This window comes from Anaeromassilibacillus sp. An172 (genome assembly GCF_002160515.1).
GTDB classification, from domain to species: Bacteria; Bacillota; Clostridia; order Oscillospirales; family Acutalibacteraceae; genus Limousia; species Limousia pullorum.
Window position 1 is genome coordinate 1 of the sequence record NZ_NFKS01000030.1, and the last position, 14,527, is coordinate 14,527.

A 14,527-nucleotide genomic window follows, 5' to 3' on the forward strand; every position below is an offset into this window, starting at 1 on the left:
TTATCCATCGACTTGGACTTTTTGTTCTGGTCTTTTTGTCTTGCATATTTTTTCATCCCTTATTCGTTATTTTTTTATTTTTCCTATTGACTTTTTATAGTTGGTCTTTAAAACAATAAAACATAAGTTGAAATGATAGTTAGATATAAAACTTCTGTCTTTGCAAACTGCCATCACACTACTACCGATTCAAGTGCTTCAGTATCCCCCGCAGATGCGGGGATAATTATTTCAATATAGAATTCATTTTTTAGTTTTTAAAATTCTATACTATCTATCCTGTGTTTTATTAAAATTCACAAAAAACTTTGTATTGCTTTACTCATCTTTTCACTCGGAAACTTTTCTTCGAGCTTTTCCCAAAACGTGTAAATATCGCTCAGTGTATCACTGTCGGCGTTATCCATAAACTCAATTATTTCATTTTCATCATCGCCAAGTGCTTCAAACATAGGAGTCCATGCATCTCTGTCAAAAAAAGGATAGTTTACATCTTCACTCTCCATTTTTTCCATAAAATCCTTATACTTTTTATACTTCTGATAGTCTATCATTACAATCACACCTTTTGTTTTTTCATCAGGGAAAATAGTACCCACATAATCAAATGACATTTCATCTTTTATCCTAACTTCTAAAATAACACCAATATCGACATTCTTATATTTACACATCCGCAGCTCACCGGTTCTAATCATATCAGCATTTTGATACTCTTTTGATAACTCAAAATTATTAACCACATATGTTCCCGCTAAAATGACATCTTTTTTTAAGTTACTCTTTTTTTATTTTAGTATCAACATTGACAAAAAATCTTTCCACTGCGCTTTTCATTTTTTCACTATGAAACTTATCAAGAAGTTCTTCGTATACCGGCCACAGCAGCATAAGCATTGTTTCATCTGCATTATCCATAAGCTCAATAATCTCATCCTCATCATCGCCAAGAGCTTCAAGTGTTGGAATCCAAATATCTTTTTCTGCCATGGGATAATCTTCACAAATCTGCGCAATTCGATTTTCAAAATCTATCAGCTCATGAAGCTTTTTAATATTTATCATATAATCACTCTCTTCGATTCACGTTAGGGATAATGGTTCCTATGTAATCAGAAAAGGTCTTTCCACCATCATCGGTTCTTCTCTCCATTATAACTTTAATATCTATATTTTTGTATTTACCTTGATCTTTTTAATAATTAATATAATCAACAAATATAAACAAATTTATTTATGTTGGAATAAAATATGATACACATATAGTTTATTTGTCCAGATAACAATGGTAATGATCACTATGATCATATACGATTCTTGGATTATCACTAATTTGAAAAATTTTCTTTATTTCTGGCAAAAAAGCAATCGGAATATGCAGACTCATATAAATTATCGCCTTTTGCTGTTTTGTGACTTCCACCCGTCCCCGTGGATAGTAGTTATATGGTTTGTTACATCCTTTCGGACAAACTGATTTCCATAGATTTTTATGATTATAGGTATCTCCGGATTTTGCAATCCCTTCTGGATATGCTCCGTCAAAAGGAAAAGCCAATAGTTCTCCGTCAATAACCCAGAAAACACCTTTATTAGGTACAGTATAATAAAACATGATTCCTTACTCCTTTCTATTTACTTTATAGCGTTTGCTGTGTACCGAAAATAATCCATGCCATACTCTATAATATAAACATAACAAAAAGCAAGGCGGCTTTTATGATGGACAAAAATTTAAACATCAGTATATCAATGTTTATATCTCCGCTTTTGAATAAAAAATGGATTTTGCAATCAGAAGAACGCAAACCAGAGTTGCTGCTCTTTTATGGTCACAAAGTCGCTGATAAAATTACGGAAACCCACTGGGGTGTATTTGTTTGGATATCTCTGAAGAATTTTATTATGGTGATATGTGAAAATAATTTTACCAACAAGAGTACTTATATATGATTTATTGCCAAATAATCGTATCCTTTTCCAAAGCTAACCGACTGCAAAACCGCCGATACACAGTTATAAATATTTCAAGTCATATGTACTAATCGAAAATTACATAACAATGCCACTCAGCTATCTATTCAAAAAATCCATTGCGGTGAAAAATAGAAAATAAAATTTAATATACTAACGCTACACTTTTTAAGCGCATTGTATCTTGTAAAATATCGTTAGAGATGATACAATAAAGCTAAATAACATCGGAGGATTTATATAATGTATACCAAACAGCCAAAAAAACTGATGATTATCAATATTTTGGATATTCTCCGTCGATACACCGACAAAGATCATCGCCTCAGTCAAAAGGAAATTTCGGAAATTCTGGAACAGGAATATCATATGAAAGCTGACCGTAAAGCTGTGAAACGTAATTTGATGAATCTGATTGACTTCGGCTATGAAATAGAATACAGAGAAACCATCCGTATGGTGCCAAACGCTCATACCAGAAAATTAGAGGAAAGCTGTATTCTTTCAGACTTTTATTTGTGCCGGGAGTTTGACGATTCGGAACTGCGGTTACTGATTGACAGCCTGCTTTTTTCCAGGCATATCCCATACAGTCAATGCAAGACACTGGTGGAAAAACTAGAGAAACTGTCCAGTATTTATTTCCACTCCCGTGTGAAGCATATTGCCACTCTGCCGAAGGACAAAACGGATAACAAGCAGATTTTTCTCAATATTGAGCTGCTGGATGAAGCTATCAATCACAACCGTAAAGTAGTTTTTAAATATACCGAATACGGAACAGATAAAAAAATACATTACCGTAAACGACCAGATGGAAGTGAGCGCGAATATGTTGTTACCCCTTACCAGATGGCGGCAAAAGAAGGAAAGTATTATCTTATCTGTAACTACGATAAATACGATGATATTTCAAATTATCGGCTTGACCGTATCCGAGAACTGAAAATTCTGGATGAATCCGCAAAACCGTTTGAAACGCTTCGAGGCGCAAAAGGACAGCGACTGAATCTTACTGAGTATATGAAAGAACACATCTATATGTTTTCCAGCGAAAGCGTACTGGTGAAATTTCGCATTACCAAATCAATGATCAGCGATGTAATCGAGACATTTGGCAAAGATATCACCTTTTCGGATGAGAACATACACAGTGTCACCGTGACCGCACATACCAACGAAATGGCTATGGAACATTTTGCAAAAGTTTATGCTCCGGATGTAATCATACTGGAACCGCAAAACTGGTGGCTCGAATAAAAATGTGTATGGAAAATACATTGAAAAAATATAACGAGAATACGAAAGGATAAAGTAAAATGAACATTCAAAAGGAATTTGGAAATGCTTTTTCAAATGCAGTTGACTTTTTGCTGTTTACTTATTTTAGGCTGACAAGAGAATCTGAAAAAGTAGAATGTATTAAAGCAGCTATTGATAAGGCTTATAAAGATGCAACAAATCAAGGGGCTTTTAATGCAGTTGTATCAAAAGAAGGAAAAAGTAAGTTTGATGGAATTAAAAGCAAATGCTGCTCGATAATTTCCGAAAAATTAGATGATTTATTATCTTCTAAATCTGATGTTGAATTTGATGAAAATCATAAAAATCTTTGTAATGATATAGTAGATGCATATAAAAATATAAAAAGAAAAAACAGCGATGAGCCATCGTTTACATATGGCAACGCACAAAAATGGGTAAATATGACATTTAAAAATCTATATATTATTTGCGGCATCATACAGGTTTTTGATACCACAGATGATAACATGAAAGCATTCCGGAAACAAATTCTCGAAACAGAAAAGCTTTTTCATACTCCGATTGATAGCTATATTATAGAAGCATTATGGTGTAAAGAAGGAATTAAATTGCCATATAATCCTAAAGAAAAAATGAATGAACAGGGACTTCCTATTTATTCAAAAAACTGGAAAGATCATAAAAAGGGAAATGTCGTATCCAAATACGATGAAAATCGTGTAGTTCCTTGGATCAAATGGGACGAAGAATACTATACTGAATTTCATGAAAGCTTGAAAAAAAGCTCTGTTACAGGTGGTAAATCAGAAATAGTTTGGGAAGGTCCGGTATGGATTGAGATTGCAAAAAAGCGTAATAAATAACATAAAAGTAACTGAAGGATTCCTCTAACGTTATATAATATTTATTTTATTATCTTCCCTTCATACTAATATTTAAAAGTACTTTCTATGCACGCAGCATGGAAGGTATTTTTATGCCTGTCTATATTTGTCTACTTAAGTGTATTTTTAGGTCCTTAAGTAAACAAAACTCGCCTATGTTAATGGCATTTTTTAATATGTGTATAAGTTTAATTAAAAGATTTGATAAGGTACAATAAATTTCGCAAATAAAAAATAGACATAGAGTGCATGTCCCTGGCAGAATGAAGTTACGACACAAAATCCTAGAAAGGAGACAGCAAACTATGTCTAAGAATATTGTACAATTAAATAAGGAAATTATCAAGAGAGAAATTAAAGAATTGGTAAGAGGAAGTGTAGAAGAAACGATAAACGAACTTCTGGAAGCTGAAGCAGAAAAATTAACCCAGGCAGCCAGATATGAACGAAGTGAAATGAGACAGGGTTACCGAAGCGGACACTATGACCGAAATCTTACCACTACTTCCGGAAACGTAACCTTACACATGCCAAAGCTAAAGGTAATATCCTTTGAGACAGCAATCATAGAAAAATATCGTCGAAGAAAGAGCAGTGTAGAAGAAGCGCTTATCGAGATGTACTTAGCCGGAGTTCAGTGCGTCGTGTTGAGGATATTACAGAAGCATTATGGGGAAGCAAGGTTTCACCTAGTACGATAAGTGAGCTTAATAAGAAAGCCTATGTAAACATCGAGGTATGGAGAAATCAACCTCTTCAGGGAGGTAAATACCCATATGTTTATGTAGATGGAATCTATTTAAAACGAAACTGGGGCGAAGAATACGAAAATGTAGCTGTTTTAGTGGCTATTGCGGTAAATGAAGATGGATACCGTGAGGTATTAGGAGCAGCAGAAGGCATGAAAGAGGATAAGGTTAGTTGGGTTAACTTTTTTCAGTGGCTAAGAAACCGAGGGCTGAACGGAGTAAAGTTAATAGTTGGAGATAAGTGTCAGGGTATGTTAGAGGCAGTTGGAGAAGTGTTTCCGGAAGCAAAGTATCAGCGCTGTGTTGTCCATTTTTACCGAAATGTATTCTCCGTAGTACCAAAATCCAAAGCAAAAAAGGTTTCTCAAATGCTGAAAGCCATTCATGCTCAAGAAAGCAAAAAAGCTTCCCGAGAAAAGGCTAAGGCTGTCATATCGGAGTTAAAAGCTATGAAGCTTCCGGAGGCAGCAAAAAAAGTTGAAACGGGAATAGAAGAAACATTAACATACTGTGATTTTCCATCTAAACATTGGCGTAAAATCCGTACAAACAATGTCATAGAAAGAATGAACCGTGAAATTCACCGTAGAACAAGAGCTGTAGGTGCGTTCCATGATGGAAACTCGGCTCTTATGCTGGTTTGTGCCAGACTGCGTTATGTGGCAGGTAATCAGTGGGGCAGCAAAAATGCAAGAATATGAAGCATTTGGACGCTGTGGAAGCTGATCTTATGATAGGTTAATAGAAGACAGTTCATAAAATTATAAGGGTAAAACAAGCGGCATACGCCGCCCTTGTAACTTTGCACTCTACCTGCTCAATATTACTATTTAGACTTGCTTAGTTCTGATGGGACTATTTTAGACTGCTATGGATTTTTTTGGTAGTCGTGGGGTTATTTGGAGGTTACTCTTTTTTGGGAAGATTTGTATTCAAAATCACATCATTTGATGAAATAAAATTCTTATGCATAAAGCAACCCCCATTACACTTTCTATTAAAGAAAGGACAGTCCTTACATAGTTTCACAAGATTTGTATGAATTTTATTTAGATTTTCCATATATAAATAGTTTTCCATTTTCGCTACCGGTGTAAATTTACCGTTTTCTATTAGAGGCATAAGAACTTTTGGATGTTGATTGCAATATCTAAGATTCATTTCAGAATCTATCAATCCTGAACATTGAGAAGTACATTTCCATATGCCTTGTTTTACCTTCATATCAGTATTAACAAAAAAACACCATGGTATACTGTGGTCAATGTCAACATCATAGTTTTTTTTCTTAATAAAGTCGTAAACTTTGTTCCACTTTTTAATAATACTACTTTTTTTAGCAAAAATATTTTCCATACAATTAAGAGTAAGATTAAACCCAATGAGCTTAATTAAATAATCGTGAGGATATTCTTTCTCAAGACGAGACAAAAAATTATCGAACCTTGATATTAAAGTATCAACATTTAAATCAGATGATATTTGTGTTTCAAATACTCTTGTACCTGCCTGATTAGGCAATAGTTTCTCTAAAGGAAAAGAATCATCAATAAACTTAGAATTATATACAATCAAATCTTTTTCTCTAAGATTTATTTTTAAAATTTCATCATTAATTGCATTTGTAAAAATAATAACACTATCAAATTTTGATTGTGCAAATTTCAGAATATCACTAAAGAAAGGATGAACAGTTGGCTCCCCACCCATTAACTTTACCTTTTTTAATCCGCTTTTTGAAAGATATGATAATAGGCTAATACATTGTGAATAATCCATATCTCTTTTAGTTCTGTAGTCCTTATTAAAACAATTCGGACAATTAGCATTACAGTTTTCTGTTATAAGTAACCTTATAGAATTCATTTTTTTACTCCATTATTTTAAACCATTTATTACCTTTTTTGCAAATAATGTAATAATTATCCATTATACTGTTGCAATATTCGCAAAGAGGATGAGATCCTCTTTTATCGCAATGAGTTTTCTTTTCGTAGTTATCTTTTTCACCATTTGGTGTCTTAGCGTCAAAAAAATAAAATTCGTCAAAAGACTCTAAATCTGTTATATATGGAATTTCATTTGTAAAAAATTGACAGAGGTTGAAATCCTCAATTTTAACACATTTATTCCCCGCATAACGGATTATATCGTTAGCGAATATTATAATATAATTGTCAAGTTTGGGCTTATATTTTTCTGTTTCAATAACTCGTGATACAACAATATTGTCTATTCCATCAATATCAATATCCTTCAACAATTGAGCACATGTAAGCTTATTTTTTATAATTTCATTATTCAGAATAAGTTTAAGTTCAATAGTTAAAGCATAATCTTTTTTTAACTTAATAAGATTCTTAAAGGCAGAAATAGTTTCATCGTACGAATCAACACCCGTAATCTTATTATGAATGTATCTTGTTCCATGCAAAGGTATAGTAATTCTTGAAACTCCGGCACTTACTACATTCTTCGCATAATCAAAATCAGAAAAAAGTCTGCCATTTGAATACATGACAATTTCAGCATTACTTCCCTTAAAAAAATCAATAAATTTATTCAAGTCCTTATAAAGTGTAGGTTCTCCACCGTTTATTATAATTCTGCTTTTATTGAAATCATAACTCAATTCTGAAAGTTTTTTAATATCATAATTCTGTCCAGTGGCATTATAAGTATTATGCGATAAACAAAATTCACAATTATTGTTGCAACAATAATTCACATTAAAATAATAAACATTACTCATATTTTTCCTTCACTCTTGGGCATCTTATATCTCCAAAACCAAGTTTTTTGAAATAATTATACGAAACTCCCTTACAACCACCATTACACTGCGCAAATATTTCACATTCATTGCACGGAGATGAAGAATCCATCTTGCAATTTATTAATTCTCTTGTTTCTTTTGATTTAAGTATTTTTTCTAAACTATCTGTATTCAGATTACCCAAAGGAAAATCTATCAAACAGGTACAGGCATACATATTCAAATCAGGGTAGATGTATATTTTATCAACTCCGGAACCACAACCAACACATTTTTTGTTACCACTTACTATATCTCGTATAGTTTTTTCCCGCAAATCAAACTGCGTATACATTCTTAAATTTATTTTGGTGCAATTTTTATTCATTGTATACACCAAATCATTCCACAACGCAGTATCAAGTGCTTTATAATCTGATGCCGAGGCACAACCAACTGGCAACAAATTATTAACAAACCAATAATCAATATTTTTTAAAATCAAATCTTCATAAAGTGCTTTAAGTGATGTATAATTAAAATCATTAACAACTGTTGCCACTGCAAAACAACATTTTGATTTTTGAAGTTTTTCAATATTATTAAAAATTTTATCATAACATTCATTACCGCGAAGTTTATTATGATAGTCACGATAACCATCAATTGAAATTTGATATCTAACATTATCAAAATATATAATTTCAGAATAATAGTCAGTTGTACCATTTGAGGTTACTATCACATTATCAAATAATTCAGATGCCATTTTTAATATATCTGAAAATCTTGGATGAAGAGTTGGTTCGCCGCCTGTTAATATCAAATCTACATTAGGGAACTGTTTCTTGATTTTTGTTAGTGCAAGCTCAACAGTCTCAAAAGAAGCATCCTGACTTTTGTTAACGTCTCTTATGCAATTATCACAGTTCAAATTACAACGTTTGGTAATAAGAAAATAAACTTGTTCCATAAAAACTCTCCAAAAAAGGTGTTGGTTAAAACCAACACCTTTTACTCTTAATACTTATCAGGATCGGCTTCTCTCCAATCTCCCATTCTTACTTCTTTTTCTTCATATTTTGAAGTATCAATTTTCTCGATTTCCCAAAAATCAAAAGTTGGCACAATTCTACCTCCCTTCATATTAACTTATTAACATTTTGATTATAAACCTACAACCTTAATTTGTCAATATACTATAGCACATATACAAGTTGTATAATTAATTTTGTGAAAAATACTTGACACTACCAATAATTCTATACCCTATCCCGCCACGGATATGTAATTATACTGCTTGAATTTTCTCTTCGATTGTAAATCTTATTTTGCCCATAAAAACACTCCACGTAGTGTAGTCTCGAAATTTTTGTTATTTCGAGTGTCTACTGTATGGGGAGCATATCAATTATCGCTGCCTCCTGTTCAAAATATACTTATAATTTCTATTTTACACTGCTGTACGTTGTTTACACATAATTTGGGATTGAGCCAAAATATTTTCGCAAGTTGGTTTCAAATGATATAGACACTTCACTCTTTACACCTAAGTTTTTTGAAATAAATGAAATGTCATATTACAAATAATCTCTTACTATACATGTTAAATTATTTTAACTTAATTTTTTATGATTAAGCTTCCTCAAATATCCTTATAGCATCGTTAATTCGATTTGATTGATATAATTAATCAAGTTTGTGTCATTGGTTACATCATCTCCAGTTACATTAAATATATAAGCGTTTGGAGATACTTTAATGTTAAACTCATCTGCAATATCATTCAAATTTTCGGATGAATTTGTTCTTGTTTTTCCACAAATAATACACATACCAGAAATATTGTTATCATTAGATAACGAACTGATTGAAAATAAATATTTAAATACTAAATATGGCAATTGATACCTTTTTATATTGTCAGGACTACTGTACTTTGCATCAAGTATATAATAATTTGATAAATTATCTTTACTTATCTTTATCAAATAATCTGGCGTATAATAATTGCCCTGTTTAACTTTGCGTTCTTCCAACAATTCAAACATGTTCGAATCTTTTATACTTATTGTCGTATTTCTAAATATGTTTATGTTATTTGGTCTTTCTCGTCCTTTTGTTTTACCATAAATAATTGGTTGATAGTAAACAGTTACATTGAAAGAATCTTTAGAAAACTTAAAAGTGTTATTGTAATTTGTATTTCGGTAATATTTATTTTCTGTATACTTAAATGGAGTCCCAGAAATTAAGTTGTATCCACATTTTTCTAAAGAGCGAATAATTTTAAGTAAACAATAATACTCATATATCTTGCTCATAGATATAAAACTTAGCAATAAATCAGATTTTAATAAATCATATTTTCCACTATTAAACCATTTTAGCATTTTCTCAAACATAATATTATATGGCATAATTCGTCTGAATATATTAGTATATTCTGGAGGATTTATAACATTCAAATCTGAAACATTCAGAATTTTTTTGTACTCCATAAAGAGTTTTTGCATTTTTTCTAACCATTCATTTAATGTTACCGCATAATCATCTAACATTTTGGTATTTCTTGTAAAGATATAATATACAGAATCAACATAACCATCTCGTCTATAAGGAGATGTATTAATGTTTCTATGTATTTCAACCGTCGCCTTTATTTCTTCTAAATCTTTTATAATTGTTTTTAAAAAACCAACTATAACCTTATTTTCATAAATATCGTAAGAGTATGTCACCGATTGTACCAGTGTCTTTTGTGGTTCATAATATTGCTTGTTTACAGATATTCCAGAGTTGTAGTTAACTGGTTGTAATTCTTCTGGATGGTTAACAATATAATTAATCGTGCTTTGTTGTATTCTCTGTAATTCATTAAAATTCCCTATTTTATTTGTGTGAATAAGCTTTGTTTGAGAAGAGTACTTTAAAATGTTATAACTCTTAATGTAAATATCATAAATTTCACCGAGCAATGCTAATTTTGTATCAATTGAAATATTTTTATTTGGCATCACTCCAACTCTAAATTTAGAATTTTTATGTTCCTCATAAAGATAATCATCACAATTATCATAAATATAATCTATCATATTTATAATATTTTTATTAATACTTTCTTCCTTCATAACAACTCGGGTATTTTTGGTAATATAAATATCACCACTAATAACCACTTCTATTTTTATTTCACCAAAACAGTCAAGAAAAATACAGCGCGGTTTGCGACCATATAAAAAGGCTGTCTCTTCAACAATTTCGTTGTTGATAAACATCTTATCAATAAAAACAATTTTATTACAATCGTCGGTTACTAACATACTGTAAGCATAGTCGTTATATATGTATTCCCCATTACCATAATCAAAGTAATCATCGAGAAAATCGGTTGATTCTTTTAAACGTAATGGTAAAGATATATTATTATTTTTTGCTTTTAAATGTAGTGTATAATTGCTCATACTTTATCATCCTAATTATACAAGATATTGACAGTATCCCATATTTTGCCTTTGAAAATCTTCCATATCGATCAACGCTTCTTTTGTCATTTTTAGATGGTTTTCATCACAAATTTGGGCAAGTGATTTAAATAAACGTTCATAGTCTTTGTAATATCCATTGATTTTTGGCAATAGTTTTTGAACAATCGCAAAGTCTAAAGCTTTTTCTTTTTTACTGCATATACCTATTTCGTCTTCCATTATTTCTTGAGCCACACAAACATACTTCTTAATACTTTGCTGTACTCTTGGACTTACAGTTAGGTGGTGTTCATCAAATAATTTATAAATCTGTTCTGCTAAAGTTTTTAACGACATTTCCTTTGTTTCAGAGAAAACAAACGCATTTTCAATGTCACTCCATAGAACTACATCTTTAACACAATTATCTATGCTAATATCTGTTTCCATTATGCTTGTTTTAGGCAACTTTACTATCCAAGCTCTATCTATAAGTCTTGGAGACAAACGCTCTGTTGTCTGATCGTTATTAATAGTAGCAAGAAAATGTAGAGTCTTCGGTATATAAATATCTTTATCTAACCCGATATTTATAAAAACATCGCTCTCCGAACTATCAGCAGCACGCATAAAATCAGCCCAATAATATTCAATAGGACTGAGATTTGCCTCATCAAGAAGAATCAAATATGGAAAACGTGATTCTTCGCGCTCTTCGTTTAATATCATTAATCCGTCATAGATTTTAACATTACTTCTGTCGTATTTTTTTGTTAACGGGTTGAAGTATCCGATTAAATCCCTTTTTGATGACCAGCCACGTTCTACAGAAACGGGTACATATCTATTTTTATATATATCATTGCTCTCACCAAAATTATTTAGTCCTAGGCTATTTGCAAGTATATTACATATAGAAGTTTTACCAGTTCCAGGTTCGCCAGAAAATATTGTCAAAAAATTCTGTGAAAAGCAAATAAACATATTAAGTATTTCATTTTTGGTATATTTACGATATTTCTGAACCTCATTAACAAGCTTATCAATTAATTCATTTTTTTCTTTTTTTGAACATATGAATTCACGAAATTCTTTTGCTATAGTTTTATATTGGTCAGCTTCAGCATCAATACGATAGCTTCCTGCTGCTTCTATCATTGCGTTAGAAATATAAGGGTCAAATGCAGTACGTAGCATTTCAGTTGTATCGGCTTTTTTAAAGGCATTAGAAATAAACTCTTGAATCTTATTTTCGATATCTTTTAATTCATCTTTCTTTTTGTCTACTTTATTTTCCATTGAAGCATACAACTTGAGTTGAAAATCACATTCATCTTTTAATTTATTGAATTCATCAGATAATCTATCAAAATTTTCAACCACAGAAAGCCTTTCTTTAAGTTCTGAATTTTCAGCTTTAAGTTCGTCTATTTTTCCACCATCAATTAAAACAGTATCTGCCTGTTCATTCTCTTCAAGCTTATGTTTTAATATTTGGTTATCATTTTCTAAAACTTTATTTTTATTGTAAAGTTCGTTACTTGTATTCTGTAACTCAGCAATTTCTTTCTGTAAGTTTTTATATTGTATACTATCTTGAATTTTATTTGCCAAAAAGTTATCATCAAGACTCTCTATCAACGTATTCAGTGCTTTCTTTTTAATATCATCGTATTCTGAAGTATTTTTCAAAATACTCTGAACTCTTTCTATTCTTTCATTACGAATTTTGTCAGGAATATCTCTTAAGAATGGCGATGTAGAATATAGTCTATCAAATTCTTCAGGATTTTCAATAAGCTTATTTCTATCTATGGATTCTGTCAATTTGGTAAGAAGAATAGCATCTGAAATAGCATCAATGTAATGTGAGTTGCCTTTTATGTATGCAATATCAGTATATATAGAGTTTTGGATATAATGACGCTTTTCAAACTGAATAATTTCATAATCATCTTCTCCATAACATTCAAGAAAGTATTTACGAATAGCAATATCTGGTCGTACATATTTTTCACCATCAATCGCACGTTCTTGCAATTTGAAAGGACCAACAAGTTGTTTATCTCCATATTCTAACAAAACATCTTCATTTGCCAAATAATCCTTTTCTTTAATGAAAATCATACCTGAAAATGATTCATTTGTAATATCTTCTTTTGGAGTAACTATTTTAAACATATTAAAATTTGAAATAGAAATAACTCTATCTGATAAATCCTCTTTATTATCACTGAGATTTTGTAAATCAAGCTTCTTTAATATTTTATCATTACCTGTATCTACCAATTCGTCTTTATTAAATTTAATAGCATATATGCTTGTATACGGTTTTGTGTCTCGACTATCTTCTGCTTTATCTACATTAAGATGTTGTAAAAATTCTTGTGATGTTTCATACAATTTATACGCAAGATTAATTGAACCAAATATAGGAAAATCTTTTTCAAGATCGTCGTCAGTAATTTCAGAGACTATTCTGTTATCAGCATCATAGATATACTTAGGTTTAAAGTTGTAGAATGTCCCTCTTAGCTCAATGTGTCCCAAATAATATGTCATATTATTCTCCTTAAAAGTATTATCAGAATCAAAAGCCATTGTTGTGGAAACTTGTACACTTTTCCATTCATCTTTTATCGCTTTTTGAAACGGTTCGGATTGAATAAATTTACTAAAATAGAGATTATAAAATTTATCATCGCAACAGCGATATAACATATATAATATCTTTGAAATATAGTTTGTCGAATTTATTGATGATAAAATCTCATCGTAACTTATTAAGTCGGATACTATATCATCTTTATATACGTTATACAATTTCTCTATTAATTCATTTCTAAAACATATAGTACTTAAAAGAATCTGAATTTTATTATCCAAAGATTTGATTCTTTCATATTTTCGTCGCTCACTTCTATTGCTAAAATTAATACTGATAATACATTCTTGTAAAATATTTTCAGGTATCAGTTTTATAAATTTAAACAATTCATTCAAATGCTGCTCATTTTTCATGACCAGTCCCCCTCAAATTAATTACATAATAATACTAAAAGATATGTCAATTAGAAATATTTCAATAAATATCCATCATTGCGGTTTTAATATATAGAGTAGTTTCTGTCCTCTCATATATCTTTTATAATTGCGCAAAAAAGAACTGAGTAGATCCAAAATATTTTTCTGAACATGCTCGCCGTTTTCAAAATTTTTGAGCTTAAACAGTGCGTCCTGAATGGCGTCGCCTGGCAAGCCTCTGTTTAAACTATACAAAGAATCCAGCAAAACATCTTCATAAAGGGGACTGTAAAAATCCCTTTCTATATCGGGACCATATGTACGCTCATATCCTAAATCATTTGTAAATAATTCTATAATTGAGTTTTCATAGTCGGCTTCGGTGTATAATCTGTTCATAATCTTTCA

12 protein-coding genes and 1 pseudogene are annotated in these 14,527 nt (G+C 31.0%); 4 read left to right on the forward strand and 9 right to left on the reverse strand.

What is annotated here, in order from left to right; all coding sequences use genetic code 11:
- Positions 1 to 296: 296 nt before the first annotated feature.
- The 3 genes from B5F08_RS11705 to B5F08_RS11715 all read right to left on the reverse strand — a co-directional run bounded on the left by B5F08_RS11705 (position 297) and on the right by B5F08_RS11715 (position 1,615).
- Positions 297 to 743, reverse strand: coding sequence for a hypothetical protein (locus B5F08_RS11705; RefSeq protein ID WP_143256416.1), 447 nt, complete (start codon positions 741 to 743; stop codon positions 297 to 299).
- A gap of 34 nt (positions 744 to 777) precedes the next feature.
- Positions 778 to 1,065: a hypothetical protein gene (locus tag B5F08_RS11710; RefSeq protein WP_087379679.1), complete on the reverse strand. Its 288-nt coding sequence runs from the start codon at positions 1,063 to 1,065 to the stop codon at positions 778 to 780.
- 202 nt (positions 1,066 to 1,267) lie between these two features.
- Positions 1,268 to 1,615, reverse strand: coding sequence for a hypothetical protein (locus B5F08_RS11715; RefSeq protein WP_087379682.1), 348 nt, complete (start codon positions 1,613 to 1,615; stop codon positions 1,268 to 1,270).
- 104 nt (positions 1,616 to 1,719) lie between these two features.
- Between B5F08_RS11715 and B5F08_RS11720 the strand changes: the two genes are divergently transcribed.
- The 4 genes and pseudogenes from B5F08_RS11720 to B5F08_RS11735 all read left to right on the forward strand — a co-directional run bounded on the left by B5F08_RS11720 (position 1,720) and on the right by B5F08_RS11735 (position 5,615).
- Positions 1,720 to 1,953 carry a hypothetical protein gene (locus tag B5F08_RS11720; protein WP_143256417.1) on the forward strand — a complete coding sequence of 78 codons (234 nt, stop codon included), beginning with the start codon at positions 1,720 to 1,722 and terminating at the stop codon, positions 1,951 to 1,953.
- Positions 1,954 to 2,217: 264 nt separating this feature from the next.
- Positions 2,218 to 3,234 carry a helix-turn-helix transcriptional regulator gene (locus B5F08_RS11725; RefSeq protein WP_242968459.1) on the forward strand — a complete coding sequence of 339 codons (1,017 nt, stop codon included), beginning with the start codon at positions 2,218 to 2,220 and terminating at the stop codon, positions 3,232 to 3,234.
- Between the two features lie 59 nt (positions 3,235 to 3,293).
- Complete coding sequence (locus B5F08_RS11730) at positions 3,294 to 4,103, forward strand: hypothetical protein (protein ID WP_087379688.1); 810 nt, start codon at positions 3,294 to 3,296, stop codon at positions 4,101 to 4,103.
- A 326-nt stretch (positions 4,104 to 4,429) separates the two neighbouring features.
- Positions 4,430 to 5,615 (forward strand): annotated as a pseudogene (locus B5F08_RS11735) (IS256 family transposase).
- Between the two features lie 164 nt (positions 5,616 to 5,779).
- On the opposite strand, the gene B5F08_RS11740 reads toward B5F08_RS11735, so the two are convergent.
- The 6 genes from B5F08_RS11740 to B5F08_RS11765 form a co-directional block, all read right to left on the reverse strand.
- Positions 5,780 to 6,739 (reverse strand): radical SAM protein, encoded by a 960-nt coding sequence (locus B5F08_RS11740; protein ID WP_087379691.1) that lies wholly within the window; start codon positions 6,737 to 6,739, stop codon positions 5,780 to 5,782.
- A 4-nt stretch (positions 6,740 to 6,743) separates the two neighbouring features.
- Complete coding sequence (locus B5F08_RS11745; RefSeq protein ID WP_087379694.1) at positions 6,744 to 7,625, reverse strand: radical SAM protein; 882 nt, start codon at positions 7,623 to 7,625, stop codon at positions 6,744 to 6,746.
- On the reverse strand, positions 7,618 to 8,601 hold the full coding sequence (locus tag B5F08_RS11750; RefSeq protein WP_087379697.1) for a radical SAM/SPASM domain-containing protein: 984 nt from the start codon (positions 8,599 to 8,601) through the stop codon (positions 7,618 to 7,620). The genes B5F08_RS11745 and B5F08_RS11750 overlap by 8 nt, the downstream gene beginning before the upstream one ends.
- Before the next feature lie 682 nt (positions 8,602 to 9,283).
- The gene (locus tag B5F08_RS11755) at positions 9,284 to 11,092 is read right to left on the reverse strand and encodes a DUF2357 domain-containing protein (RefSeq protein ID WP_087379700.1); all 1,809 of its coding nucleotides are present in this window, start codon (positions 11,090 to 11,092) and stop codon (positions 9,284 to 9,286) included.
- A 15-nt stretch (positions 11,093 to 11,107) separates the two neighbouring features.
- Positions 11,108 to 14,116, reverse strand: coding sequence for an ATP-binding protein (locus tag B5F08_RS11760; RefSeq protein ID WP_087379704.1), 3,009 nt, complete (start codon positions 14,114 to 14,116; stop codon positions 11,108 to 11,110).
- Between the two features lie 75 nt (positions 14,117 to 14,191).
- Positions 14,192 to 14,518 carry a hypothetical protein gene (locus tag B5F08_RS11765; protein ID WP_442856078.1) on the reverse strand — a complete coding sequence of 109 codons (327 nt, stop codon included), beginning with the start codon at positions 14,516 to 14,518 and terminating at the stop codon, positions 14,192 to 14,194.
- Between the last annotated feature and the right edge of the window lie 9 nt (positions 14,519 to 14,527).